At 67.3% G+C, this 26,522-nt stretch carries 22 protein-coding genes; 11 read left to right on the plus strand and 11 right to left on the minus strand.

Annotated features, from left to right (window positions below; translation table 11 throughout):
* Window positions 1-123: 123 nt before the first annotated feature.
* The gene (locus AC0J5K_RS12010; protein WP_274564467.1) at window positions 124-1,788 is read left to right on the plus strand and encodes a CHAT domain-containing protein; all 1,665 of its coding nucleotides are present in this window, start codon (window positions 124-126) and stop codon (window positions 1,786-1,788) included.
* A gap of 3 nt (window positions 1,789-1,791) precedes the next feature.
* On the opposite strand, the gene AC0J5K_RS12015 is transcribed toward AC0J5K_RS12010, so the two are convergent.
* From AC0J5K_RS12015 to AC0J5K_RS12040, 6 genes are all read right to left on the minus strand, one after another.
* Window positions 1,792-4,440 carry a hypothetical protein gene (locus tag AC0J5K_RS12015; RefSeq protein WP_274564469.1) on the minus strand — a complete coding sequence of 883 codons (2,649 nt, stop codon included), beginning with the start codon at window positions 4,438-4,440 and terminating at the stop codon, window positions 1,792-1,794.
* Between the two features lie 47 nt (window positions 4,441-4,487).
* Window positions 4,488-5,558 (minus strand): serine protease, encoded by a 1,071-nt coding sequence (locus AC0J5K_RS12020; protein WP_048530528.1) that lies wholly within the window; start codon window positions 5,556-5,558, stop codon window positions 4,488-4,490.
* 56 nt (window positions 5,559-5,614) lie between these two features.
* The gene (locus tag AC0J5K_RS12025; protein ID WP_274564473.1) at window positions 5,615-7,630 is read right to left on the minus strand and encodes a caspase family protein; all 2,016 of its coding nucleotides are present in this window, start codon (window positions 7,628-7,630) and stop codon (window positions 5,615-5,617) included.
* 63 nt (window positions 7,631-7,693) lie between these two features.
* Complete coding sequence (locus tag AC0J5K_RS12030; RefSeq protein ID WP_274564475.1) at window positions 7,694-9,094, minus strand: patatin-like phospholipase family protein; 1,401 nt, start codon at window positions 9,092-9,094, stop codon at window positions 7,694-7,696.
* A gap of 69 nt (window positions 9,095-9,163) precedes the next feature.
* Window positions 9,164-10,540: a sensor histidine kinase gene (locus AC0J5K_RS12035; protein WP_274564477.1), complete on the minus strand. Its 1,377-nt coding sequence runs from the start codon at window positions 10,538-10,540 to the stop codon at window positions 9,164-9,166.
* Window positions 10,537-11,283 carry a response regulator transcription factor gene (locus AC0J5K_RS12040; protein WP_274564479.1) on the minus strand — a complete coding sequence of 249 codons (747 nt, stop codon included), beginning with the start codon at window positions 11,281-11,283 and terminating at the stop codon, window positions 10,537-10,539. The genes AC0J5K_RS12035 and AC0J5K_RS12040 overlap by 4 nt, the downstream gene beginning before the upstream one ends.
* 235 nt (window positions 11,284-11,518) lie before the next feature.
* Between AC0J5K_RS12040 and AC0J5K_RS12045 the strand changes: the two genes are divergently transcribed.
* The 4 genes from AC0J5K_RS12045 (at window position 11,519) to AC0J5K_RS12060 (ending at window position 14,982) form a co-directional block, all read left to right on the plus strand.
* Entirely contained in the window at window positions 11,519-12,157 is a 639-nt protein-coding gene (locus AC0J5K_RS12045; RefSeq protein WP_274564481.1) for a hypothetical protein, read from the plus strand.
* A gap of 10 nt (window positions 12,158-12,167) precedes the next feature.
* Complete coding sequence (locus AC0J5K_RS12050) at window positions 12,168-14,285, plus strand: caspase family protein (RefSeq protein WP_274564482.1); 2,118 nt, start codon at window positions 12,168-12,170, stop codon at window positions 14,283-14,285.
* Window positions 14,286-14,356: 71 nt separating this feature from the next.
* Complete coding sequence (locus tag AC0J5K_RS12055) at window positions 14,357-14,608, plus strand: hypothetical protein (protein WP_048530516.1); 252 nt, start codon at window positions 14,357-14,359, stop codon at window positions 14,606-14,608.
* The gene (locus AC0J5K_RS12060) at window positions 14,605-14,982 is read left to right on the plus strand and encodes a type II toxin-antitoxin system death-on-curing family toxin (protein WP_083415960.1); all 378 of its coding nucleotides are present in this window, start codon (window positions 14,605-14,607) and stop codon (window positions 14,980-14,982) included. Before AC0J5K_RS12055 ends, AC0J5K_RS12060 begins: the two co-directional genes overlap by 4 nt.
* A gap of 3 nt (window positions 14,983-14,985) precedes the next feature.
* On the opposite strand, the gene AC0J5K_RS12065 is transcribed toward AC0J5K_RS12060, so the two are convergent.
* The gene (locus tag AC0J5K_RS12065) at window positions 14,986-15,864 is read right to left on the minus strand and encodes an NAD-dependent epimerase/dehydratase family protein (protein ID WP_274564486.1); all 879 of its coding nucleotides are present in this window, start codon (window positions 15,862-15,864) and stop codon (window positions 14,986-14,988) included.
* Window positions 15,865-16,015: 151 nt separating this feature from the next.
* Here AC0J5K_RS12065 and parE point away from each other — a divergent pair, with 151 nt between their 5' ends.
* The 4 genes from parE to AC0J5K_RS12085 all read left to right on the plus strand — a co-directional run bounded on the left by parE (window position 16,016) and on the right by AC0J5K_RS12085 (window position 20,034).
* Window positions 16,016-17,974, plus strand: coding sequence for a DNA topoisomerase IV subunit B (parE, locus tag AC0J5K_RS12070; protein WP_074835397.1), 1,959 nt, complete (start codon window positions 16,016-16,018; stop codon window positions 17,972-17,974).
* 12 nt (window positions 17,975-17,986) lie between these two features.
* Window positions 17,987-18,424, plus strand: a complete 438-nt coding sequence (locus AC0J5K_RS12075; protein WP_139211221.1) for a hypothetical protein — start codon at window positions 17,987-17,989, stop codon at window positions 18,422-18,424.
* A 464-nt stretch (window positions 18,425-18,888) separates the two neighbouring features.
* On the plus strand, window positions 18,889-19,017 hold the full coding sequence (locus AC0J5K_RS12080) for a hypothetical protein (protein WP_274564490.1): 129 nt from the start codon (window positions 18,889-18,891) through the stop codon (window positions 19,015-19,017).
* Between the two features lie 303 nt (window positions 19,018-19,320).
* Window positions 19,321-20,034 carry a DUF1194 domain-containing protein gene (locus tag AC0J5K_RS12085; RefSeq protein WP_048530508.1) on the plus strand — a complete coding sequence of 238 codons (714 nt, stop codon included), beginning with the start codon at window positions 19,321-19,323 and terminating at the stop codon, window positions 20,032-20,034.
* A gap of 62 nt (window positions 20,035-20,096) precedes the next feature.
* Here AC0J5K_RS12085 and rpmB read toward each other — a convergent pair whose 3' ends face one another.
* The 3 genes from rpmB to meaB all read right to left on the minus strand — a co-directional run bounded on the left by rpmB (window position 20,097) and on the right by meaB (window position 22,322).
* A complete protein-coding gene (rpmB, locus tag AC0J5K_RS12090) occupies window positions 20,097-20,387 on the minus strand; it encodes a 50S ribosomal protein L28 (protein ID WP_048530507.1) in 291 nt (96 codons plus the stop codon).
* Window positions 20,388-20,553: 166 nt separating this feature from the next.
* A complete protein-coding gene (locus AC0J5K_RS12095; protein ID WP_274564492.1) occupies window positions 20,554-21,348 on the minus strand; it encodes an alpha/beta hydrolase in 795 nt (264 codons plus the stop codon).
* On the minus strand, window positions 21,345-22,322 hold the full coding sequence (meaB, locus tag AC0J5K_RS12100) for a methylmalonyl Co-A mutase-associated GTPase MeaB (RefSeq protein WP_048530503.1): 978 nt from the start codon (window positions 22,320-22,322) through the stop codon (window positions 21,345-21,347). The genes AC0J5K_RS12095 and meaB overlap by 4 nt, the downstream gene beginning before the upstream one ends.
* A gap of 192 nt (window positions 22,323-22,514) precedes the next feature.
* Here meaB and AC0J5K_RS12105 point away from each other — a divergent pair, with 192 nt between their 5' ends.
* Window positions 22,515-23,261, plus strand: coding sequence for a DUF3108 domain-containing protein (locus AC0J5K_RS12105; RefSeq protein WP_274564497.1), 747 nt, complete (start codon window positions 22,515-22,517; stop codon window positions 23,259-23,261).
* A 7-nt stretch (window positions 23,262-23,268) separates the two neighbouring features.
* Window positions 23,269-25,725 (plus strand): ATP-dependent helicase HrpB, encoded by a 2,457-nt coding sequence (gene hrpB / locus AC0J5K_RS12110; RefSeq protein WP_074835405.1) that lies wholly within the window; start codon window positions 23,269-23,271, stop codon window positions 25,723-25,725.
* A 155-nt stretch (window positions 25,726-25,880) separates the two neighbouring features.
* Here hrpB and AC0J5K_RS12115 read toward each other — a convergent pair whose 3' ends face one another.
* Window positions 25,881-26,468: a TetR/AcrR family transcriptional regulator gene (locus AC0J5K_RS12115; RefSeq protein ID WP_074835406.1), complete on the minus strand. Its 588-nt coding sequence runs from the start codon at window positions 26,466-26,468 to the stop codon at window positions 25,881-25,883.
* Window positions 26,469-26,522 lie beyond the last annotated feature (54 nt).

The following is a 26,522-nucleotide window of genomic DNA, read 5'->3' on the forward strand; positions in this document are numbered from 1 at the left end:
AGATTGTCGGCATTTACCGGATTATCGCACTGATTTTGTCACCATTCCGAGGGTTTGAAATCGCCGGATTTCGTGAGAAACTGCGGCTCCGAGTGGTTTTGCGCCCCATCGCGGAGGTTCGGCATGATCCGTGACATTTTCCTGGCAATTGTCCTCTGGTCGGTGTTGACCCCGCCGCTTTCGGCCCAGACGCGGGCCGAGATTCGCGACCGGGTCTTTGTCACCGCCCAGCGCGCCCAGGCCTCGGCTGCCGGACAGGCCCTGGCCCAGGCCGCCGGCCGGATTGCCGCCGGCACCGCCGGGCTCGAGGCGCTCCTGCGCGAACAGCAGGACATCTCCAAGGCGATCTCGGACCAGCGCACGGCCCTAGCCAAGCTGGCCGCCCAGCCCGGCGCCGAGGCCGAGCTTTCGGTCAGCCGGCTGCAATCCCAGATTGCCCGGGGCCGCGACAAGCTGGCGGCACTCGATGTCGAGCTGATGGCCGATTTCCCCGAATTTCGCGAGCTGACCAACCCTGCCCCGCTGTCCATCGCCGAGGTGCAGGCGCTTCTGCGCGCGGACGAGGCGCTGGTGATGACGATGACGGTCGACAGCTACCTTTACACCTGGGCGGTCTCGCCCACCGCCAGCGCCTGGACCCGGGCCGAACTGGCGCGGGCGGATTTGCGCGCGCTGGTCCAGGGCCTGCGCGCCCAGTTGCGTGTGGCCCAGGACAACCGGGCCGGCGTCTCGCTCAACAAGGCGGCCCGTGCGCCGAGACTGCCCGGCTTCGACCGCGCCGCCGCCCACCGGATCTATCAGCACAGTCTGGCGCCGCTCGAACCGGTGATCGGCGGCGCGCGCCATCTGATGGTGGTGTTCGACGGGCCGCTCACGTCGCTGCCGCCCGCCGTGCTGGTCGCCCGCCCGCCCGAGGGCGCGGACACCGCGCCGCAGGCCCTGCGCGAGACCGACTGGCTGCTCAAGCGGCACGCGCTCACCAGCCTGCCCAATGTCTCGGCGCTGCGGGCATTGCGGCAGGTGGCCCTGCCCCGGCGCGCCGCGAAAGCGCCCAGTTTCCTCGGCTTCGGCGATCCCCTGCTGGGCTACCGGCTGGCGGCCGAAGACGGGGCGCCGGCGCCCGAGGCGGCACAGGTCGTCACCCGGGGCGTCTATGAGGATGTGCGCCGGGTCGCCGATCTCGCCCCGCTGCCCAATACCGCGCGCGAGCTGCGCCGGCTCGCCGCCACCATGGGCGCCCCCGAGGACAGTGTGTTCCTCGCCCGCGCCGCCACCGAAACCGCCGTCAAGTCGCATGATCTCAGCCGCGCCGACGTGGTGGCCTTTGCCACCCACGGGCTTCTGGCCGACGGGCTGCCGGGGCTGGCCGAGCCCGCGCTGGTCTTTACCCCGCCCGAGACGCCCACCGCGCTGGACGATGCGCTGCTGACCGCCTCCGAGGCGGCGCAGCTCAAACTCTCGGCCGATCTGGTGATCCTCTCTGCCTGCGACACCGCCGGGCCGGACGGCAGCCCCGGGGCCGAAGGTCTCTCGGGTCTCGCCCGCGCCTTCATCTATGCCGGTGCGCGGGCCATTCTGGTGTCGCATTGGCCGGTCGACGATTACGCCGCCTCGATGCTGACCACCGGCATGCTCGAACGGATGTATGGCAGCGATGCCCGCAGCCGGGCCGAGGCGCTGCAACTTTCGGCCCTCGAAATCCTCGCCGACACCCGCGAAGACCGGTTCGCCCATCCGCGCATCTGGGCGCCGTTCGTGGTGGTGGGCGAAGGCGGGCGCGATCGTTAGGGCTCAGGGTTCGTCCGGCAGGGTCTGGGCATAATCCCAGCCGATCATCGCCTCCCAGATCGCCCGGTCGCGGTAGCCCCCCGGATCGACATCCTGCGCGCCTTCGGCCAGACGGATCGACAGGAGCCAGTCGGTATAGATGTCGTTGCTCTCGACGATGGCGGCAAATCCCGGTGCCAGCGCGCCATTCCAATAGTTGGCGATTGCCCGCGACTGGCGGGTGAAGGACTGTTCCCGCCGCCAATCGATCGCCGGGTCGTCGTCGATCTGCGCCTCGGCCCGGTCGAGCGTGGCCAGCACGTCGGGCAGATCGGCGTAATTGGCCTGTGCGTCGGCCTTGATGCGCAGCAGGATCACCCGGTCGAGCGGCTCCAGCCGCGCCAGGATCGCCGGGTCGCCCAGCACGCCGTCAATGAACTCGGCCGCCTTTTCCGGGCTGTCCGTGCGCCACCACAACGCCGTTGCGGTGCTCTGATAGATCTCGCCGATCAGGTTGGGTCGCGCGGTCAGCGGATCGATCAGCCGCAGGGCCTCCTGCGACAGCGAATGCGCCTCGTTCACCCGGTCGAGCCCCAGCAAGAGACCCGATTGGCGCGACAGCAGATACGCCACCTCGTCAACCCGGTGATACCGCGAGGCCCGCATCGTCTCGACCGCCTGCCGCATCCAGTAGAGCGCATCCTCCGTGTTGCCGCGCCAGCCATGGGCATTGGACAGCGCGAATTGTGTTGCGTAATGCAGCGAATGGCCCTCCGGCACCATGGCGCCGATGCTGCTGACGATGGTGCCCAGTTCGACCAGGGCCTCGTCGCTGAACACGCCGGTGCGCGAATTCATCACCTTCACCAGCCGCAGGTAATCGCGCGACAGGGTGAGGGTCGGAAAATCGGCAAGCGCCGCAAGGGTCTCGTCCATCAGCGTCCGGTTCAATTCGGGGTCCATCTGGCCAAAGGCCATCTCCATCACGACGGTGGCGGCAAAAATGTCCCATTGGGTCTTGCGACGTGCCGGATCATGCGCCGCGAACCAATCGGCCAGCACGGCGCGCATGGCCGCGCTGTCATCGCGGCGGAAGTGGTAGAAGGCCAAGAGCGCGCGGTAGATGCTGCGCTGCTCGGCGCTCATCGCCGGCAGCCGCGCGCCAAGCCGGGCAAAGGCGTCCTGCGCCGCATCGGGGTCGTGCCCGGTGCCCCAGACCCGTGCAACCGCATCGATCAGGTCGAAGATCGGCGCGCCGGGCGGCAGGGCGCCGCTGGCCAGGGCGCTTTCGCGGGCCTCGGCAAGCGCGGCGACGCTGGCATCGTGATGCCCCTTCAGCGCCAGGGACAGCGCGCGATTGAGGCGATAGAACGTGGCCCCGCGGCCCGCGGCCCCGGCATGGCGCGCCAGCACCGGATCGAGCAGCAGGTAGTTGCCCTCGAAGAACAGCCGCAGCACGTCGCGGCCGTCCGGCGCCAGATCGAAGCGCACCGCATCCACCGCGCCAAGCTCTGACGCGAAGGCGAAATCGGCCATGCCGGGATGCAGGATGTCGATCTTTTCCCGCGCGCTCTGGGCGATCCAGTGATTGGCGCGGTCGACCGCGCGCACTTCGGCATAGGCCTCGCGGTAGAGCCTCTGGCTCTCGTCATCTTTGCCGATGGCCGCTGCGGCCGAGGCCTGTTCCAGAAGAATGCGCGCAATGGCATGTGGCGGCGTGCCGGTCTGGCGCGCGATCTGCACCTCATCGGCAAAGAACCGATAGGCCTTGGCGCTTGTCTGGCCATACCGGATGACCAGCCCGAGATAGATGATGCAATTGGTCAGATCGGCCCCGGTGATCTGCGCCTCGCGGTAATAGTCGTATTCCTTTTGCAGCAGCTCGAGCGCGGTGTCGAAATCGCCGTTCTGCGCCAGAAGCGCCCCAAGATAGCCGCGAAATCCGGCAATTCGACGGAGCGGCATGTCTTCGGCGGCTTCAGCGGCGGCCACCAGGTTGCGGGCCCGGCGGATGGCCCGGCCAAGGTCATCGTCTCTGGTATGATCCTGATCGATGTCGCGGTAGTTGATGATCAGAGACAGCTCCAGCGGAATCGGCCAGTCGCTGCTCCAGTTGTCGAGGAATTCATCGGTGATCTCGCCCGCGTCCTCGCGAAACAGATCGGTGACCACAAGCGCGAGGTTGTACAACGCGATGCCATAGGTCTCGGCCAGGTCGGGCCGCCCCCGCGCCGCCGCAACACCATTGCGCAACAGCACCTCGCCTTCGGCCTCGCGCGACAGATTGATCAGCGCCGCCCCCTGAAGAACGCTGGCGGCCACGCGGTTGGGATGGTCGGGAAAGCCGTCGGCCGTCAGCCCGGTGGCGACCGAGGCGGAAAACCGCAAGACTTCCCGCCAGTCGCCGGTGTCATAGTAATAATGCGCCAGCCCGAGATTGGGATAATGATCCGCGACCGAGGGGTAATCCTCTTCATAGGTGATCTCGTTCACCGCCTCGAGCCGCTGCAACGCGGCCTCATGCTCCCCGGCCCGAAGGAGCTTCAGCCCCGCGTCGACCTCGGCGGTGATCTCTTCGGCGGTTGGCAGGCCGGGCGTCGGCGCGAGGTCGCCCGCCGCCCGCGCGGCCAGGCCCGGCAGGACGAGGCAGGCGGCGCAGAGAAGCCGGGCCAACCACGGGCCGGCCCGGTGGAATGTCTGCGGCCGCCGCGCCATCCGCCTCAGTTGCTGCTGACGGTCTGGTTCAGCCAGGGCACGAATTTCGACGCCTTGGTATAGACCGAGAACATCGCATCCTCGGCACAGGTGGTCGAGCCGTTGCCGACAAGCCCCCAGCTCACCACACCCGCCTGGATATAGCTGCCGTCGGTCAGCGGCACCACCAGCGGCCCGCCGCTGTCACCCTGGCACGACGTCTTGCCACCCTCGAAGGTGCCCGAGCAGATCATGTTGGGCGAAAGCGGCAGCGGCGCCCGCGCCAGCATCTCGGACCAGACCTCCTCGGTCTGCCGCTGATCGAGCTGGAAGGCGCCCGCCGCCTCCATCACCCGGGGCGCGGCAAAGCCGGCGCGGGCCTCCATCATCGCATTGTTGCAGGCGTCACGGCTGATGATCTGAATCTCGGCCTGCATCATCGCCTCGGTCCGCTGGGCACCGTTCACCAGCCCCCAGCCGGTGACGATCGTCGGCACGCCCTGCTGATCCAGCTGTTCGCCGAATTCAGTGTCGGGTACGTTGATCGTCTGATAGGCCGCGCTTGGCGCCCGGGCGAGCTTGATCAGGGCGATGTCATTGTCGAACAGGCGGTCGTCATACTCGGGGTGGCGGTAGACCCCGGCCACCGGCACCCGATCGCCCTGCCCGTCGGCAATGGTGTTGGTGCCTACGAGAATGTCGAACTGTCCCGGCTCGAGCTGAAAATTGCCGCCATTGCCGTCGGCCATGTAGATGCAATGCGCCGCCGTCAGCACCCAGGTGTCAAGCACCAGGGAGCCGCCGCAGAACTGTGCGTCGGGGGTCGAGGGCTGGCCAGCCACCATCAGCGCCACCTGCCAGGGCCAGGCGCCATCGGCCGCCACTTCGCCGCCGATCACCCGGTCGCCCGCCGCCGCGGCCTCGGCCTTCTGCGCTTCGAGCATGGCTTCCTTGGCGTCGGATTTGGCAAAGGCAAAGGGATTGACAGTGTTGGGATCGCTCTGCGCCCCGTCGGGCATGCCCTGGGCAAAGGCCGGGCCGGTACAGGCAATGAGCCCGGCCAGTGCGGCGGAGAGGAAGGTTTTTTTGTCCGTCATTGGTTTCTATCCTTTTTTGACGCTAATGTGCGGGGTGAAAGGGGCGGCTCGGCCGGTCAATCCGGCACCAGCCTGATGGAAAAGCGGGTTACCTCGAGCGGCGTCAAAGCACCGGGAAGCGAAAGATTGCGGGTCGCCGCATCCGGCAGGGTCGCCTGCAACAGCCAGGCCGCCGCGCCGGGGGTATCTTCGGGAATGGCCCTGGTCGGCGCCGGATCGGCCAGCGCGGTCAGCACGGTGCGCGGCGCGTTGTCCCTTGCCGGCACGGTCAGCACGATGATCTCTTCCAGCCCGTGGCGCTGTGGCGCCGGGTTCTGGATCAGCAGCCCGGCCTCGACGGTTTCGTCAAAGCCCACCCGGTTCGACAGGCCGGCCTCGGGCCAGATCGCCGAAATGCGGTTGTCGGCGTCGATATACAGCACGGTCACATCGCGTGCCGTGCGAGAAGGGTTCTTGATCTCCAGCCAGAGCTGATCGCAATGGCGGACGGTCACCATCTTGCTGACCGGCTGTTCGGCTTGCACCGTGCCGCTGTCACAGCCCGCCCCGCCGCCGGTCACCGGCACATGGGTCAGGCCATATGTCGGGCCGAAACCGCTCAGCGTCAGCCCGGTACGCCCGGCGGACACCTGCTGCGTGGCAGAGCGCACCTGAAACACCCGCACCGCCCGCTCCAGCAGATCAAGCAGCCCGTCCGGTGCCATCGCCCGGGGCGCGCTTCCGGGGCCGGCGCCATCGACGATGCCGTCGCGCCCGGCCAGCGCCAGCGCCCCATCGGTCAGAACAAGGGTGTAATCGGCCGGCCCCTCGGTCCAAACCACGCCATCGGGAGCCCGTGCGGCCCGAAGGCGCGCGATCTCTTGTTGCAGCGGGCCATAGTCCGCGCCATCGGCGACGATCGGCCCGGCCAGCCGCACCGGCTGCGGCTGGCCCGGCGATTTGAGCCGGGCATATCCCCGGGGCGGCAGCGCCCCGGTGGCCTGCATCCTGGCGCTGGTGGCTTCGAGCGCGGTCACCCGCGCCTCGGCCAAGGCCGGCCCGTCGGAAGAGGCAAAAATTTCGTAAATCGCGCCTTGCCGCACGCCCTGCAAGGCACCGGCCTGCAACCTGTCGCCCGCGGTGCGGATCACCGGCGCCCGCGGCTCTGTCTGGCCCAGCACCGCCCGCTCGAGCAGCGGGCCCTCGGCGTCGGGCGTCTGGGTGGCCGGGGCATTGGCGTTCATCTCGGCCATCGCCTGTTGCAGCAGATCGGCCCAGGTCAGCGCCGCGCCGCTTTCCAGCGCCATGGCCACCGCGCGGGTGAAATCGCCGTACCAATTGGCCGGGTCCGCGGGATCGCCCAGCGGATATTCGAACGCCCGCTGGTTCTGCTGCGCGGCATAGAGAAAGACGAAATCGCCGACGAGCGGCGGAGCGGCCGGTGCCGCGGTTTCACCCTCGGACAGGTCGGACGGCATGGCCAGCAGCGATGGCGCGATATAGCGGGCCACCGGCGCGGCGGCGCTGTCGGGCAAGGCGCGAAAGCCGGTCTCGGAGTAGCAGGCATCGAGCATGGCGACCACGGATGCGCCGGTATCGAGGATCGCTTGCAGCGGCGCGGTCATCTCGTCGTCGACGATCGCATTCTCGACCGTGCCGATGGCGCCGTTCCAGCCCTTGGCGTCAGCCGGCAGGAAGATCTCGTCAAATCCGCCCTGCTCATCGCCGTTCAGGTCCGGCATCTGGGTGCCGTGGCCGGAGAAATAGAACACCGCCTGGGTTTCGCCGTCGGATCGTGCCGCCAGCTCTGCCAATCCGCCCAGGATCGCCGCCCGGGTCGGTTCGCCGGCGTTGGTCACCCCCTCGGGAAGCCGGGCCGAGGGCGCGGCCAGTACCGTGATCCCGGAGGCCTTGGCTCCCCGTGCCATCAGTGCCCGGGCCATCAGGCCGACATCATTGGCCGGGCCCCGCAGATCGGCATCGAGGTGCCGATACTCGGAAACCCCGACCAGAAGCGCGCGGATCTCGGAGCTTGCCGGGGCGGCGACGCTGGCGAAGATCAACAACGAGAGGGCGGCAATGGCGCGTGTCATGGCCCTGATCTTGCCGCTCCACCCCCCGGCTTCAACTTTTGCGCCTCTGGCTGACTGCATTTGTCATTCTCTCCGGATCGGGCTGATACGGCGCGGCGACGTGCCACTGCCGCGCTGCGCCAGCAGCGGGGCGGTCTCGACGTACCCTGCGGCGCGCAGAAATCCCTGCACCTGGGCATTCTGCCGGGTCGAGAGCCGGCCGGCGGCAATGGCAAGATCGACCTCTTCGGTCGCCAGCCGCAGCCGCGTGGGAATGGCGTCGAGCGTCTCACGCATCGCGTCCGGCAGGCCGCGGAACGCGACCTGGCCGACAAAGAACTTGATGTCGCGGCAATCCCAGCCCGCGAGCGAGCCGCGCAGACGGCGCACCTCGGCCCGCCCGAGACCACAGCGATAGTCCACCAGGTCGCGTTCCCAGTTCGCCACCTGCAACCGCATCGCATCATAGCCGGTCCGAGAGGCCGCGCCCATCGAGGCATTGGCGATCGAGGTCGCCAGTTGCACCCCGCCGGGGCCCCGCAGCCGCTGTGTCCAGGCCAGATCGCGGCGGACCCCGGCATCGGCCACCAACAGCAGCGCGCGTTTCAGCGTCACCGCCTGCGCCGGCGTCAGCGGCGCATAAGGCGTCTCGGCCCGGGCGCGGGCCACGGCCAGGCCGGTGGTGCCGAAATTGTCGGTGATGCCGCCATCGAGCAGCTTGAGGAATTTCACCGCGCCGCCGGCATAGCTTTCCAGCGCCTCGGCATGGGCGATCATCGCCGCTGTCGCCTCCGGGTTGTGGCGCGCGGCGGTGAGCCAGCCGGGCTCGGTATAACCGCATTTGCCGGCATGCGCCTCGAGCACGATCGGCGAGAACACCAGCGGAAAGGCCGCCGAGGCGGCCACCGCATCGGAAATCGGAAAGCTGTCGAGATCGGAGCAGAGCGCGTCGAAGGTCTCGGGGCTGAAGAGGAAGGTCACCTTGTTGGCGATGTCGGTGGCGTTGATCCAGGTGGTGATCTTCGAGCGCCGCGCCAGATCGCCGAAGGTCGCGCCGTGAAACAGCGCCTCGTCGAGATAGCGGCCAAAGGTCTCACGCCCGTTGGCGCCGCCGGAGATCCCGCGCGCGATGGCCAGCGGGTTGACCGGCGAATTGGCCATATAGCGTTCGGCATCGGTGATCAGATAGGTCTCGCGGTAGCCTTCGACCGCGCCGGGCCCGTAAAGGCCGAAATGCGCCGCGGTGACCGATCCGCCCGACACCCCTGTGACCAGCCGCACCTCGGACAACATGCCGAAAGGCGCCGCCTCGGAACGCGACAGGGCGCGCAACTCCTCCAGGACGCCATGGGCAAAGGCCGAAGCCCGCATGCCACCGCCGGAAAAGGCGAGGCCGACATACAGCTCGCCGGCGTCGGCCGCATGGGTGGCAGGAAACGGCGTATTGCGCCCCCCGCTCAGCGCAAGGTTCAACGGTTTGTTCAAAGCGGCGCAGCCGGAAAGCATAATAGCCAGCGCGAGCGCCGCCACCCTCCCCAGGTGCATGAATTGTGCTCACGAATCGATTAAGTCTGCGTCAAGCTTAGGGAAGGCGATGGCAATCGCAAAACCTTTCGGCCGCGGCGGCAGGTCGAGCTTGGCGCCATGGCGCGCCGCAATCGCCTGTACCAGCGCGAGGCCGAGCCCATGGCCGGCCTTGTCGCGGTCGCGTGCGGCGCGGGTGAACCGCTCGAAAAGATCGGCGCGCAGCTCCTCGGGCACGCCGGGGCCGGTGTCGGCCACCTCGAGCACATGGCGCGCCCCCTGCGGCGTCAGACGCAGGGTGACGGTATCGCCGGGGGCGCAGAACTTGATCGCATTGTCGAGCAGGTTGGACATCAGCTGCGCCAGCAGCGAGCGGTCGCCAAGGATGTGCAGGCCCGGCGGCGCCTCGATGCGACAGGACAGGCCACGGTCCTCGGCGACCGGTTCGTAGAGGTCAAAGACCTCGCGCGCGGTCCGGCTCAGGTCGAGCGGCGCGAGACCCGGGCGCTGCCCCTGCTCGGCCAGCGCGCCCGAAATGTCGAGCAGGGCGTCAAAGATGCGGATCGTGCCGCGCAGCTCGGCACGGATCTCGCCCACCAGCTCTGGCTGGCCTTCAAGCTGGTCGAGTTTCTGCTGAATGCGGTTGAGCGGCGTGCGCAGCTCATGCGCGATGGCATCCGACAGCCGGTTGGTGGCGGCGTTGAGGTTCTGGATGCGGTCGAGCATGGCATGCACGTGATCCTCGAGCGCGCCGAATTCATCCGCGCTGCGCGCGCCCGGCAGCCGCGCCGCCAGATCGCCCGCCGCCACCCGGTCGGCCAGCGCGTTCACCCGGTCGATGCGGCGCAGCACCAGCCGGCTGACGAACCCGCCGGTCAGCGCCGCCATGCCCAGAAGCGCCAGCGCCATCCACAGGATGGTGCCGCGCATCTCGGCCAGGGTGTCGGTGGTGACAGTTGTGGCGCGGGCCACCAGCAGGGGAAAGCCGCCGGGCAGGACGCGGGCGATGCCGGTGTATTCCGCCCGCCCCGGCGGCAGGGAAAACACCCGCGGCGCGGCCCCGGTGACGCCGCCGGCCATCGCCGGCAGGTCTTCGGGCCAATCCGGCAGATTGCCCGCCAGCGTCCGCCCGTTGCGGTCCTGCAAGAGATAGAGCGCGCGGCCCTGCGGCGTCTGCGCGGCGCGCTCGGCGATCGCCTGCCGCAGCGCCGGGATGCGACGCTGGTCGTAGAGTTCGGCGAAACTGTCGATGTCGGATTGCAGCAGATCGGCCTGCTGTCGCTCCAGCGCCTGGGCGGCGGTGCGGTATTGCACCGCCATCGCCAGCACCGCCATGAACAGGATCAGCCCGGCAATCGCCAGCGTCAGGCGCAGGCTGGCCGAGCGCGCCAGCGGCACCCGCCTCATGAAGCGCCCCGGCCGGGATCGAAGATATAGCCTTCGCCGCGCGCCGTGTGGATCACCGGCCGCCCCGCCGCCGCCTCGAGCTTGCGGCGCAGCCGGCCGACATGGACATCGACCACATTGGTCTGCGGATCGAAATGCAGCTTCCAGACATGTTCCAGCAATTGCATCCGCGTCACGACCTGCCCGGCATTGCGGGCGAAATAGGTGATCAGCTCGAACTCTTTGGGGCTGACCGGCACATGCTCGGTCTTTACGTGCACGGTGCGCGCCTTCATCCGGATCTCCAGGGCGCCAAAGGCGATCAGGTCGTTGTCGAGCACCGTCATCTCCTGCCGTCTCAACAATGCCCTGAGCCTTGCGCGCAGCTCTTCGGGGTCGAAAGGCTTGGCGAGGTAATCGTCGGCGCCTTTTTCCAGCCCCTCGATCTTGTTGGCGGCGCGGCCCAGCGCCGAGACCACGAGTATCAGCGCCGTGGAACCGCCCGCCCTGATCTTGGCGATGGCATCGACACCGTCGCCGCCGGGCAGCATCCGGTCGAAGACCACCACCGCGAAATCGGCCAGACCGGCGGCCGTGACCCCGTCGTCAAAGCTGCGCATCACCACCGGCGCACAGCCGAGATCGCGGACCGCCTCTGACAGCGCGCGGGCGGCGGCGGCATCGTCTTCGACGATCAGAATACGGCGCAAGGGCGCAGATTTCGCGGGGTCGGCCGCTTCCAAGGTCATCTCCTCTACGGACATCACTGCCTCCAGATCAAAGGGTATTTGTCGCAGGGTCAAGCACATCCGCCGGATGACGGCGCGGGGCTGCATCACGGTCTCCTGCAAAACCCGTGGCCGGCCAAGGCTAGGCAACCGCCGCGCATCGCGCACATGAAAAGCCCCGTTAAGTGCGCCAAAGCCACAACAAATCCTTTGAAACACCGCCCCGACCGCTCAATATCGGGCCAAAGTGATTGCTTTGGGAGTGTTTCAGATGATCCGATTGCTCACCTCCGCCGCCCTGGCGCTGGCGCTTGTCGCAGCCCCCGCGCGGGCCGACCGCACCATTGCCCAGACCGCCGCGCTATCGGCCGAGCTCTACCTCGCAGGTCTCGAGGCGCGCGATCCGCTGCTGGTTCTGGCGGCGGCGCGGCTACGCAAATCCGTGGCGCTGTCCGAGGTCGCGCGGGCGGTGGACAAGGACATGCCCGAGCCCGAAGACATCGCGGCCGAGGCACCGCTGGGCTGGCAGGAGATGCTTGAGACGGCCGAGGCCATGGCCCCGGAAGACGCGATCATAACGACACTGGCCGAAGACATCCGCGCCGAATCCGCGCGCGGGGTGAAGACCGGTCAGCTCTATTCGATCACCGCGATCCGCAATGGCGGCACCGACACCTATCCGCCGATGACCTATCGCGGCGGCGAATATGCCGATGTCTATGTCGAAGGCACCGGGCAGGCCGATCTCAACCTCTTTGTCTATGACGCCCAGGCGCGGCTGGTCTGTTCCGATACGGACATCTCGGCGATTGCCCATTGCGGCTGGACCCCGGCGCAGGACGCGCCGTTCACCGTGGTCGTGCGCAACAAGGGGCGCGGCAATTCCGGCTATTCCCTGATCACCAACTGAGAGGCCCGCCATGCTCCGCCCCGTCGCCGCCGCCCTCGCCCTGTTCATCGGTTTCACCCCCGGCGCGCTGCTCGCACGCGAGGCCCGTGCCTTGCTGATCGGCGCCTCGACCTATCCTTCGCTGGATGAGCGTTTCTGGCTCAAGGGGCCGGCCAATGATGTCGACCTGGTGGCCAGATATCTGGCCAGCAACCCCGTCCTGCCCTTTGCCCCCGACAACATCGTTGTTCTGGCCGACGGCGTAGATGGCGGCAGGGCGCCGACGCTGGCGGCGATCCGGGCGGAATTCGCGGCGCTGGCCCAGGAGGTCGCCCCCGAGGATTTTGTCTACCTGCATTTCTCCGGCCATGGCTCTCAAACCCCCGCCGCCGATCCGGCGAGCGAGCTGGACGGGCTCGACGAGATATTTCTGCCGGTGGACATCGGCCCCTGGAACGACACCGTGGGCCAGGTCGAGAACGCGCTGGTCGACGACGAGATCGGCGAGATGATCGATGCCATCCGCGCGCGCGGCGCCGATGTCTGGGTTGTCTTCGACAGCTGTCACTCCGGCACCGCGACGCGCGCCGCCCCCGGCGCAGGCGAGGTGCGGATGCGGCAGTTGCCGCCGGATGCGCTCTCCATTCCGGCCGGGGCCATGGCAGAGGCCGCAAGCCGCAGCCGGGCGCTGCCCGACCCGCGCAGCCCGACCGATGCGCCGGTCGAAACGGTCGGCGACGATGGTGAAACCGGGCGTCTGGTGGCCTTTTTCGCGGCCCAGACCAATGAAACCACGCCGGAAAGGAACATGCCCAAGGGACAGGCGAACCGCCGGATTCAGGGCGTCTTTACCTATACGTTGTTCGAGACTTTGGCCGAGCGCCCCGGCATCACCTATCGGCAATTGGCGCAGGAGGTGCTGCGCAAATACGTCAGCGGCAACCTGGCGCGATCAACGCCGCTGTTCGAAGGCGACCTCGATCTGCCGGTCTTTGGCCAGGGCGCGGGCGACCGCATCCTGCAATGGCCGGCGCGGCCGCAGGGTACGGCGCTGCGCATCGACGCCGGGCAGCTGCACGGGCTGAACCTGGGCAGCGAATTGCTGCTGCTGGCCTCGCCCGCCGATGCCGATGACGCGACGCTGGCCAGGTTCACCGTCAGCGCCCTCACCACCTTTTCGGCGCAGGCAACGGGCGACTACAGTCTCGATGCGCTGCCCCCCGGCGCGGTGCTGCGCAAGATCGGCACCGCGCTCGACCTGTCGCTGACCGTCGCCCTGCCGGCGCCCGGAACGGCCCCGGCCGAGGCCCTGGATGCCGCCCTTGGGGTGATCGCGCGCGACGGCCTGACCGGCCCACGCATCCGATTTGTCCCCGCCGGCGATCCCGAAGCCGATCTGCGTCTCGCGGTCTTTGCCGACAGCCCGCGGCCCGATGCGCTCTGGTTCATGTCGGCGGCCGGTATCGTCGATATCGACGAGCTGGCGCAGGTGCCCTCGGTGACGACCGGCGACAAGGACGCGACGCAACTAGCCCGGATGGTGGCGGAAAACCTGACCCGGATGTCACGCGCCCTGAACCTGATGAAGGTAGGCGCGGCAACTGCCGGCGCTTCGGCGCTCCGGGTCGAGGCCGAGATGGTACGCGGCCGCTACGACGCTGCGCGTGAACAGGTGCTGCCGGCCTCGCGCGTGGCGTTTTCCGGCGCCTCGGTGCCGCGGCTGGTGCCGGACGACACCCTGGGGCTCAGGCTGGCCAATCCCACCGAGGCGCCGGTGGATTTCAACATTCTCTACGTCGGTTCCGATTATTCCATCACCTTCATCGACAATGGCCGGATGCAGCCGGGCGACAGGCTTGACGAGGATTACATCCTGATCACCGGCGACAGCTTCGGCCGCGAGCGGGTGATCGTTGTCGTTTCGCCGGCGGCCGCGGGATCGGCAGTCGAGGATCTGTCATTCCTCGCGCAGGACGCGGTGGCACGCAGCCGCGCCGCGCCGGCCGGTCCGCAGGGCCTGGCCGACCTTTTGGCAACGGCGGGGTTCGGCGACACGACCCGCGCCGCCATCTCGCTCTCGCGCAAGAAGAAGGCAGCGGAGCCAGTGCCCTTGTTCCTTCAGTTCGAGGTCGAGACGGTACGGCCCTGAGCCCTGCCCTGCCTTGCAAAACGTGCGGAAAAGTGTATATTGAAATACACATTCCAATCAGGAACACCGCCATGGTCACCCGTCTTCACACCCGCAACATCTGCACCATGACCGAGCTGCGCGAGCCGCAAAAGGTCTTTGACCGCGCCGGCGGCGAGCCGGTGGCGATCATGAAGAACTCGAAATGCGTGGGCTATCTGGTGCCGGAAGAGGCCACGCTCGACGGCGAACCTCGGTTTGCCTCGATGGATGAGGTCAAATCCTACATCGCAAAGTCGCGGCCACGGGTGCAGCCCGTTCTTGATTATCTCAAGGACAAATGACCCCAGTACTGCTGACCGCCGAGATGGTCGAAGCGCTGCACGACGCCGCGCTCAATCCCGGAGAGATTGCCGGGCGCGCGCGTGACAAATCCCTCGAAGGCGCCTTGGGTCGGGTTGAAAACCGCCTCGTCTACGGTCTGATCGACGACATCTTCGATCTCGCCGCTGCGTATGCCACGGCGATTGCCACTGGCCATTGCTTCAATGACGACAACAAGCGCACCGCCTTCGACACCATGAACTTCTGTCTGGAAATTCACGGAATCGAACTGGAGTGGGACGTTCAGGACATCGGCGATCGCATCATCCGCCTCGCCCAGGGCCATCTGGACGAGGCGAGCTTTGCCGAATGGCTGCGCGGCCAGGCCGGCTGAGCCCTATCCGAGCACCTCGCGCCAGGAATGCGCGGGCTGGAAGCCCAGCATCTCCTTGGCCTTGCGGTTGCTGTAGAAGGTCTCGGCCTCGCCCATCTCGCGGCGCAGCGGCACACCGTCGTAGAACCGCGAACGGACCTCTGCGTTCGTCAACTCGACCGAAAGGTCGTCGTTGGCAACGTTGAACACCTCATAACCCAGCCCGTCGGTCTCGAGGCATTTCTCGACCATCTGCCCCAGGTCGCGCACGTCGATATAGGCAAATATGTTGCGCCGCCGCAGCGAGGGATCTGCCATGTAGGCCGGGAAGTCGCTGGCGTATTCGTCGGGCGCGATCACGTTGTTGATCCGCAGGCCATAGACGTCGATCCCGGACCGGGCCTGAAACGACCGCCCGCAAGCCTCGTTGCAGACCTTGGACATGGCATAGCTGTCATGCGGCACCACCGGATGCTCCTCGTCCACCGGCAGGTAGTCGGGCTTTACCTCGCCCTGGGCGAAACAGATGCCATAGGTGGTCTCCGACGAGGCAAAGATCACCTTGGGGATGCCCAGTTTCACCGCCGCCTCCAGGATGTTGTAGGTCGACAGGGTGTTGACCCGAAAGGTCTCGTTGTCGGGCTGGATCAGGATGCGCGCCAGCGCGGCGAAATGCACCACGGCGTCGAACTTCGGCACCTCGGGCCGGTCAAGCTCGTCGAACCCCGACAGGCTCGAGAGCGCATTGAACACCTGGCCGCTGTCGGTGAGATCGACCGACAGGTTGTCGGGCTCCTGCGGGGCGTTCAGATCGAGGTTGAGCACCCGGTGTCCCCGCTCGCGAAGCCACGGAACGATGTGCCTGCCTGCCTTGCCGTTGCCGCCGGTGAATGCGATGCGCATGTCTGCCTCCCTGATTGTGGTTCTGCGGATAATCGCCACCATGGCGCCAATGACAAGCCCGTTCGGGCGCAGTGGGCGATCCGCACCCTTCCCCCGCCCGGCGCGCTCTGCCATACTGCGCGCCAATCAAGAGCAACAAAGAGCAGCGGACATGGCCGACGATCTTCTTACACCGGTGGACCCTTCTGACTACGATGCCAGCCATATCGAGGTGCTCGAAGGGCTGGAACCGGTGCGCAAGCGGCCCGGGATGTACATCGGCGGCACCGATGAACGCGCGTTGCACCACATGGTGGCCGAGGTGCTCGACAACTCGATGGACGAGGCCGTCGCCGGCCATGCCAACCGCATCGAGGTCGAGCTGCACGAAGATTTTGCCATCACCATCCGCGACAACGGCCGCGGCATCCCGATCGACCCGCACCCGAAATTCCCCGGCAAATCCGCGCTCGAGGTGATCCTCTGCACGCTGCACGCCGGCGGCAAGTTTTCGGGCAAGGCTTACGAGACCTCCGGCGGTCTGCATGGCGTCGGCGCCTCGGTGGTCAATGCGCTCAGCGATTCCATGGTTGTCCAGGTCGCGCGCAACAAGGAGCTCTTCGAGCAGCGGTTTTCCCGCGGCCTGCCGCTGGGCCCGGTTGCCAAGGTCGGCGCCGCCCCCAACCGGCGCGGCACCACGGTGACCTTTCACGCTGACGAGGAGATCTTCGGCAAGCACCGCTTCAAACCCGCCCGCCTGCTCAAGATGGTGCGTTCCAAGGCCTATCTGTTCTCGGGCGTCGAGATTCGCTGGAAGAGCGCCATCGAGGATGGCGAGACCCCGACCGAAGCCACCTTCCACTTTCCCGGCGGGTTGTCGGACTACCTGACCGAGACCCTGGGCAGCGCGTCGACCTATGCCGAGAAACCCTTTGCCGGGACGGTGGATTTCAAGGAGAAATTCGGCACCCCGGGCAAGGTGGAATGGGCGATCAACTGGACGCCCTCGCGCGACGGGTTCATCCAGTCCTATTGCAACACCGTCCCCACCCCCGAGGGCGGCACCCATGAGGCCGGCTTCTGGGCGGCGATCCTCAAGGGCATCCGCGCCTATGGCGAGCTGTCGAACAACAAGAAGGCGGCGCAGATCACCCGAGACGACCTGATCACCGGCGGCTGCGCGCTGGTCTCCTGCTTCATCCGCGAGCCGGAATTCGTCGGCCAGACCAAGGACCGGCTGGCCACCACCGAGGCCTCGAAGCTGGTCGAGGGCGCGGTGCGCGACCATTTCGACCACTGGCTGACCTCGGACACGAAATCCGCCGGCGCGATCCTCGATTTCCTGGTGCTGCGCGCCGAAGAGCGGCTGCGGCGGCGGCAGGAAAAGGAAACCGCGCGCAAGACCGCCACCAAGAAGCTGCGCCTGCCCGGCAAGCTAGTGGATTGCTCGGCCACCTCGCGCGAGGGCACCGAGCTCTTCATCGTCGAGGGCGATTCGGCTGGCGGCTCGGCCAAGATGGCGCGCGACCGCAAGACCCAGGCGCTGCTGCCCCTGCGCGGCAAGATCCTCAACGTGCTCGGCGCGGCCTCGTCCAAGCTTGGCTCGAACGCCGAAATTTCCGATCTGTCCCAGGCCCTTGGCGTCGGGCTGGGCACCAAGTTCAACATCGACGATCTGCGCTACGACAAGATCATCATCATGACCGACGCCGACGTCGACGGCGCCCATATCGCGGCGCTCTTGATGACCTTCTTCTTTACACAGATGCGGCCGATGATCGACCGCGGGCACCTATACCTCGCCTGTCCGCCGCTGTTCCGGCTGACCCAGGGAGCCAAGCGGATCTATTGCCTCGACGAGGCCGAGCGCGACATGTGGCTGGAGAAGGGCCTCGGCGGCAAGGGCAATATCTCGGTCTCGCGCTTCAAGGGTCTGGGCGAGATGGACGCCAAGGATCTGAAGGAAACCACGATGAACCCCGAAACGCGCAAGCTGATCCGGGTGTCGATCGACGAGGACGAGCCGGGCGAGACCGGCGACCTGGTGGAACGGCTGATGGGCAAGAAGCCGGAGAAGCGGTTCGAATATATCCAGGCGAATGCGAAGTTTGTTGAAGAGTTGGATTTTTAAAGGAGAATTTCTATGGACGTTGGCGCGGTTATCTCATCGCTGACAGCCAGTATTGGTTTGGTAAGGGAACTAAACAGTATTGATCGCCAACTGGATGAGGCCGACTACAAGTTGAGGATTGCTGAGCTGTCTTCGAAGCTAGCCGAGACGCAAATCAACCTCACCGAGTTAGCCACGGCTATGCATGCAAAAGATCAGGAACTCAAAGAATTAGCCAAGAGATTGGTAGAGAAAGGAGACCTGATAAAGATTGCCGACAGTTGGTATAAACAGCTTGATGGCAATCCAGTCGGAAACCCAATTTGCACTTTATGCCTTGAAACAGATGGGTCGCAGATAGCTCTGCAATTGCATCCTCAAAATTTCCGAAAACAAATATGCCCGCGATGCGATAGCACTTTCGACCGCAAAACTCGACACCTGTATCCTGAAGAACAGCCTGAGTCTTGAGCGTAGAATTACGTACAGCAACGTTGAAACCCGTATTCTTGGTTAGATGGAAAGCCGGGCCAACGCCTGCCCGCGGGGTGGCGCTGCTCCCTCCGTTCGAAAGCGCTTTATCCCAGCCAAGCACTTCCCCCAGACATTCGGGGCACCAAGACCAGCCAAAGCGCCAGCCCGATCGAGCGGGCAGGCGTTTGCAAGGCAATCGCCGAGAGACCGGCGGCCTGCGGCCTTGTTCCGGGCCCGGTGAGAGGCATGACCGTTGGCACGAGCGTTGCGCAAGGTCCCCCATCATCCCTCTTGCGAGCGCCCCGTCACAGGCGTAAATTCCCCGCCGCAGCCCCGGTGAGGACGACTCACCCCTGCCGCTTCCCAAGGATCATCGCCCCGCCGAAACGGGCAACCCTGATCGTCTGACGATGCGACGGCCCGTGGCAATTCCGCTGCGGGATATCCCTCGGAGATCACCCATGTCCAAACACAAGAACCGCGGCAACAAAGAAGCCAAGAAACCCAAGCAGGAAAAACCCAAGGTCCTCGCCACCGCGCATTCGGGCCTCGGAAAACCGCTCAACATCGGGACGCCCAAGGCCAAGTGACCCGCGCAGGGCACATGGGGCGGCCTGTTCAGGGCCGCCCCATCGCCGTTCACAATGGAGGGTTGATATTTTGACGAGAAGTGACCCGCCCCGCCGCGTAGCGGCTCTGACCTTCCGGCCCGATACCGCTTCAGGGGTGTGCGCTTTGCGGCGGATCACTTATCGCGTGTCCTTGGTATAGCGCGCCCCGCCGCCGCAGCGCAAAAGCGCATTGGGCGAAGCTGACTATCCCGAAGGATAGTCGCCCCGCCCGGTGACACAAACGTGAGCCGCCCGCCGGCCGCATGCCGCTATCGTGGCACCATGCGCCAGCTTCTGTTCTGCCTCCTCCTCGCCCTGCCCGCCGCCGCGCTGGCCCAGGACACCGATCTCGAACTGGTGCTGCTGGCCGATGCCTCCGGCTCGATCGACAGCCGCGAGATCGCCTTTCAGCGCCAGGGCTATGCCGCCGCCCTGACCGACCCCGAGGTTCTGGCCGCAATCGCCGGCACCGCCTATGGCACCATCGCCGTGACCTATATCGAATGGGCCGAAACCACCGCCGTCATTGCCCCCTGGACGCGGATCGACGGGGCCGAGGCGGCAGCGGGATTCGCCGCCCATCTGCTGGCCCAGCCGCGTCAGGCGCGAGGCCGCAACGCCATTGGCGGCGCACTGCTCGAAGGGCTGCGGCAGATCGAGCAAAACGACATACAGGGCTGGCGGCGGGTGATCGATTTTTCCGGCGACAGCGCCAACAATCATTCCGGGCCGGGCATTGCCGAAGCGCGGGCGCAGGTGCTGGCGGCGGGGGTCACGATCAATGCCCTGCCGATCCTGCGGCCCGGCGATCCGGGGCGCGCCCAGGGCGGGCTCGAGGCGCTCTATGAACAGCGGATCATCGGCGGCATGGGGGCCTTCGTGGTCACCGCCGAAAGCCGCGCCTCCTTTGCCGAGGCGGTCAAGCGCAAGCTGGTTCTGGAGATATCCGGCGCCCTGCCCGGCGCGCCGCACTTGGCACAGGCGCAAAAAGAATAACCCCCGCCGGGTGGGCCGACGAGGGTCTGACGGCCCCGAAAGGCCGCGGTACATCAGAAAGTTCAGGCCTCGGCGGCTTGCGCTTTCATGATTTCTTTCTTGACCTTGAGCGCTGCATCGGACAGCTCGGCGTCCTTGGCTTTCGCCAGGAACTTGTCGAGACCGCCACGGTGGTCCACCGAGCGCAGGGCCGAGGCCGAGATCCGCAGCTTGATGCCACGGTTCAGCGTTTCGGATTGCAGGGTCACGTCGTTCAGGTTGGGCAGAAAGCGACGTTTGGTCTTGTTGTTGGCGTGGCTGACGTTGTTGCCAGTCATCGGGCCTTTTCCGGTCAGTTCGCAGCGGCGCGACATGTGATCATCCTCATCGTTTCAGAGCAGGACATCGAACCCCTTGGCCCGGACGCGCCCCGCAAATATCAAAGGGCGCCGCATAGGCCGCGCCCGGAATCTGGTTTGCAGGCTATTACGCGCGCGGCCGGGGATCGTCAAGAGCCTCGTGACAAAGCCGGGCAGTTCTTCAACCCGGCTCCGCCGCCAGCGTGGCCGCCCGGACCCGGGCGGTGCGGGCCAGCGCGTGGCGCCCGGTTTTCTCTGCCTGCGCAGCCAGATGGCGCCAATAGGTCGGGCTCCGGCGCCGGGCATTGCGATGCAGCATCACGATCCGCCGCACCGGCACCCGCGGCTTGCCGAGCTGCGCCTGTAACTTGCCGAACCGCCCGGCGTCGCGCAGCACCGCCGTCGCCGGATGTCCGCCGCCGGCCAGCCGGGCGATCCGCATGCCAGCAAAGGCCATCCCGATCAACGCGGCATGGCGGATATCGAGCGGCCGGAACGGATCGGCGAGGATCACCCCCTGCACCGGTGCGCCACGCGGCGACAGATCGCCGAGCACGTCGTCGAAGCCGCTGGCGCAATCGCGGTAGCGCCGGTCGAAGGGCACCTGCCGCGGCGAGATCGAAAACTGCGGCGACACCGCGATGATCCGGCGCAGCCGCAGCGCCGCGGCAAAGCGAAAGGCGGCATACCCCCCCATGGAGAATCCCATCGCGCAGGCGTCGTCATAGCCCGCCGCATGCGCCACAAGCGCCGCCTCCAGCGCCTCGGTCTCCGGGTTGATGTACCAGTCGTTCCAGCGCGATTGCAGGTGCAGGTGGCTCATGCCCGCATTGGTAAAACTGCGCACCGGGCGCGGATCGCCAAAGTGGCCCGGCTCGGCAAGTCTTTGACGAAAGCTGACAAAAAGCCCACGCTGGCCCGGATTGAACAGCGTGGCGCGCAGCAGCGCCCCGTCAAAGAGGGTCTCCGACCTCATCCGCCGAGGTGCCGGGTCACCATGTCCCGTGCCGCCTGCGCCGGGGTCGTGCGGCCCTCGGCCACCGCGTCTGACAACGCCTGCATCGCCTCGCGGGCCGCCGGCGCTTGCAGTCGCGCGAGCAGTGCCTGCCGCACCTCCTCGGCAAACCAGTAGCGTGCCTGATCGGCGCGGCGCGCGTCGAAATGGCCCTCGTCTCGGCGCCAGCCGGTCAGGGCCTGCATCTCGTCCCAGGCGGTCTCCAGCCCCTGCTCCTCGAGCGCCGAGACGGTCAGCGCCTTGGGATAGCCCGGCGGATCCTGCGGCCGCTTGCGCAACAGGCGCAGGGCGCCGGAATAATCCGCGCAGGTTCGCGTCGCGGTGGCTTTCAGGTCACCATCGGCCTTGTTGACGAGGATCAGGTCGGCCATTTCCATGATGCCGCGCTTGACCCCTTGCAGCTCGTCGCCCCCCGCCGGCGCCAACAACAGCAGGAAGAGGTCCGACATCTCGGCCACCACCGTCTCGGACTGGCCCACACCGACGGTCTCGATCAGCACCACGTCGAACCCGGCGGCCTCGCAGAGCCGCACCGCCTCGCGGGTGCGCCGCGCCACGCCGCCCAGATGCGACTGGCTGGGCGAGGGGCGGATAAAGGCGTTGCGGTCGCGCGAGAGCTGTTCCATCCGCGTCTTGTCGCCGAGAATCGATCCGCCGGAACGGGCCGACGAGGGATCGACCGCCAGCACCGCCACCCGCTTGCCCTGCCCGGTCAGCATCAGACCGAAGCTTTCGATGAATGTGGATTTGCCGACGCCGGGCGTGCCCGAAAGCCCGATTCGCAGCGCCTGCCGGTCGGATAGGCGCAGATGCTCCATCAGCTCGGTGGCCCTGGCCCGGTGATCCGCGCGCTGGCTTTCGATCAGCGTGATCGCCCGCGACAGCGCCCGTCTCTCTCCGGCAAGAACCCGCTCGGCCAGTTCGGCAATCTCCATCTCGTCCCTCACTTTACTGCGACCGGCATCTTTCCGCACAGAGCCCGCCCCGCATACGCGGGAATTCGCGCGCTGGCGGCCCGGCAGGCGGACCGGCTGGCAATTTCTGCCTCGGCTTGTACCTCTAGTCCAGAGCGGTGGCGACAATCCACCGGACAATGCATTTCCGCGCAGGACTCGGGAACACCACAGATGATCGGGCAGCATATGCGGCACAGGCTCTGTGCCCTGATAACCTTTTTCGCGCTGGGGGCCGCCTCATTCGGCGCAGGCAGCGCGACGGCAGCGCAGCCGGCCTCGGAAACCGGCAGATTCGAGGTCTATTTTGCCGGTCTCAAGGCCGGCGAGGTGCGCTTTGCAATGACCCGCGAGAACGGGCAGTACGCGGCGACAGGCCGGGTGAAATCCTCGGGCCTGATCGCCGCGATCGCCCGATTTCGCTACCGTGCCGACGTGACCGGACGGGTGAATGGCGACAGCTATGCGCCGCTGCGCTATGAAGAGAGCCTCGATACCGGGCGGCGCAGCAGCGACAAGGTGATCGCCTATCGCGGCGGCCTGCCGGTGCTGGAGGAAAGCGAAGAGCCCGACGCGCATTGGCTCGATCCGCGCAGCCAGGGCGACGCGCTCGATCCGCTGACCGCCTTCTGGCAGTTGTTGCGGGCGCGCGATGGCGACGATCTCTGCCGGCTCGACACCGTCTATTTCGACGGCGAGCGGCGCATCCGGCTGACCACCTCCGAAGACAGCCGCGCCACCGATCGGGTGGTCTGCAAGGGCCGGTATATCCGCGAAGGCGGGTTTTCCCGCAAGGCGCTGAAGGAAGGCCGGACCTTCCCCTTCGAGCTATCCTATGCGCCGGCGGCCTCGGGTCATTGGCAGGTCAGCCGGATCGACGCCAAAACTCTGCGTGGACGGGTGCTGCTCATTCGGCGATAAGGCCGGCATGACGCCCCGCCTGCCCCTTCCCATCGACGACGCGCTGCCCGAACTTCTGGCGGCGATCGCGGCCCAGGGCCGCGCCGTGCTTCAGGCGACGCCCGGCGCCGGCAAGACCACCCGCGTGCCGCTGGCCCTGCTCGAGGCCGGGCTGGTCGACGGCCGCATCCTGATGCTCGAGCCGCGCCGGCTGGCCGCCCGCGCCGCCGCAGAACGCATGGCCGAAACCCTGGGCGAGACGGCGGGCGAGACCGTGGGCTACCGGATTCGGGGCGAGAGCCGCATCGGCAGACACACCCGCATCGAGGTGGTCACCGAAGGCATCCTGACCCGGATGATTCAAAGCGACCCGGAACTTTCCGGCGTCGGCGCGGTGATCTTCGACGAATTCCACGAACGTTCGCTGAATGCCGATCTGGGCCTCGCGCTCTGCCTCGAGATCGCCGAGGCGTTGCGCGACGACCTGCGGCTGATCGTGATGTCGGCAACGCTTGAGGCCGCACCGGTGGCGGCCTTGATGGGTGATGTGCCGGTCATCACCTCCGAGGGCCGCTCTTTCCCGGTCGAGACCCGCTGGCTCGACCGGCCGCTGGGGCCCAAGGCGCGGATCGCCGAGGCCTGCGCCGATCTGGTGACCCGGGCGGTGGCAGAGACCGAGGGGGGCGTGCTGGTCTTTCTGCCCGGTGAGGGCGAGATCCGCCGCTGCGAGACCCTGCTGAGCGCGCGCCTGCCCGGCGACTGCCAGCTGCGGCCGCTTTATGGCGCCCTGCCCTTTGCCCGGCAGCGCGCTGCGATCCGGCCCGAGAGCCAGGGCCGCAAGGTGGTGCTGGCGACCTCGATCGCCGAGACCTCGCTGACCATCGAGGACATCCGCGTGGTGGTGGATGCCGGCCGGGCACGGCGCGCGCGCTTCGATCCCGGCTCCGGCATGTCGCGGCTGGTGACGGAAAAGGTCAGCCGCGCCGAGGCCACCCAGCGGGCGGGCCGCGCCGGCCGGGTGGCGCCGGGGGTGGCCTACCGGCTCTGGACCCGGGGCGAGGACGGTGCGCTGCCGGCCTTTGCCCCGGCCGAGATCGAGGTGGCCGACCTGGCGGGGCTGGCGCTGGAGCTGGCGCTCTGGGGCGCCAGCGCCGACGAGCTGCCTTTCCTCACCGCGCCCAACCCCGGCAGCTGGGCCGAGGCGCAGGGTCTCTTGCGGATGCTGGGCGCGCTTGATGCCGGCAACCGGATCACCGCGCATGGCCGCCGGCTGGCGGCGTTGCCGCTGCATCCGCGACTGGCGCATATGCTGGCCGAGGCCGGGCCCGAGGCGGCGGCGCTGGCGGCGCTGCTGGCCGACCGCGATCCGCTGCGCGGCGCGCCGGTGGACCTGGCGCTCAGGCTCGAGGCGCTGCGCGATCCGCGCGGCTTCCGCCAGCGCCGGCCCTACGAGCTGCACCGCCCGGCGCTCGACCGCATCAACCAGGAGGCGAAGCGCCTGACCCGTGCCGCGGGGCGCGGCCCTGCGGGCGCGCTGAGCGCCGCGCAGATGGCGGCGCTGGCCTATCCCGACCGCATCGGGCTGCGCCGCCAGGGGGACGCGCCGCGCTACGTGTTGTCGGGCGGCAAGGGGGCGGTGATGGAGCCCGCCGATCCGCTGGCCGGCCAGCGGCTGATCGTGGTGACCGACACAGACGGCAACCCGCGCGAGGCCCGCATCCGCCAGGCCATCGCCATCTCCGAGGCGGAGATCCGCGCGCTCTTTGCCGATCAGATCGCCTGGGTCGATCTCTGCGACTGGTCGAAACGCGAACGGCGGGTGGTGGCGCGACAGCAGGAGCGGCTGGGGCAGATCGCGCTTCAGGACCGGATCTGGAGTGATGCACCGGAGGACCGGGTGGCCCGCGCCATGCTCGACGGGGTGCGCGAGCTGGGGCTGAAGATGAGCAAGGGCGCGACCCGGCTGGTGGCCCGGATCGAGGTGGCGCGCGATGGCGGCGTCGATCTGCCGGATGTCTCCGAAGCGGCGCTGCTCGCGGAGCTCGAGGAATGGCTGCTTCCCTATATCACCGGCCTCCGGACGGCGGAGCAATGGAAGGGATTCGATCCGCATGATGCCCTGGTGGCACGGCTCTCCTGGGATCAGATCCAGGCGCTCGACCGGGCGGTGCCCGCCGCATTCGTGACGCCGCTGGGCCGGAAGATCCCGATCGATTACTCCGGCGCCCACCCCGAGATCACCCTGCGGCTGCAAGAGATGTTCGGCCAGACCCGCCATCCGACGGTGGCCGGCCAGCCGCTGCGCGTCACCCTGCTGTCGCCGGCGCACCGCCCGGTGCAGACCACGATGGACATTCCCGGTTTCTGGGACAGCTCTTATGCCGATGTCCGCCGCGACATGCGCGGCCGCTATCCGCGCCATCCCTGGCCGGAGGATCCGCGCGAGGCCGATCCCACCCTGCGCGCGAAACGGCGCGGCAACTGACATCGCGCCTCGGGGCTGGCGGCGAGGTCCCGGGGCAGGTTCGGGACGCGGGCGATGGGACAGGAAAGCGCACGGCCTATGGGGGCGCTGCCCCCGTCGCGGCAGGCCGCGACTCCCCCGCGGTATTTTCGGCAAGAGGAAAGACCAGACGCGGCTCAGGCGCCGACCGCGCGGCGCACCATGTCCCAGTAGATCTGTTGCACCTCGTCCAGCGACAGCCGGCCGCCGGCCCGGTACCAGGTATTGACCCCGGTGAGCATGGCGATCACCGCCAGCGTGGCGATCTTGGGATCGGGCACCTCGAAACAGCCTTGGGCGACGCCGGCGCGCAGGATCGCCTCGAGCTCGTCCTCATAGGCGCGGCGCTGCTTCTCGATCACCGCGAAATTCTCGGGGGCGAGGTTGCGCAGTTCCATGTAGGAGATGAAGATCGCCTCCGGCCGCTCGATGTTGAAGCGGATGTGGAAGCGGGTGAACCGGGCGAGGCTTTCGACCGGATCCCGCGCGGTCGGTTCGGCCGCCCAGGCGGCCAGCAGATCGTCCATGTGCCCCTTGAGCAGCGAGAACAGCAGGCTTTGTTTGTCGGGAGTGTAATTGTAGAGCGCCCCGGCCTGGACCCCGACTTCGCCGGCGATCTGGCGCATCGAGACGGCGGCAAAGCCGTGCCGGGCAAAAAGCCGCAGCGCCGCGTCGCGGACCTTGGGGCCGGTAATGTCGGAATGCGAGCCTTGGGTGCGTGCCATGGCGCCACAATGAACTGAACAAACGTTCAGATCAATCACCAATCCTTGCCCTCC

It is taken from the genome of Marinovum sp. E3 (genome assembly GCF_055755275.1).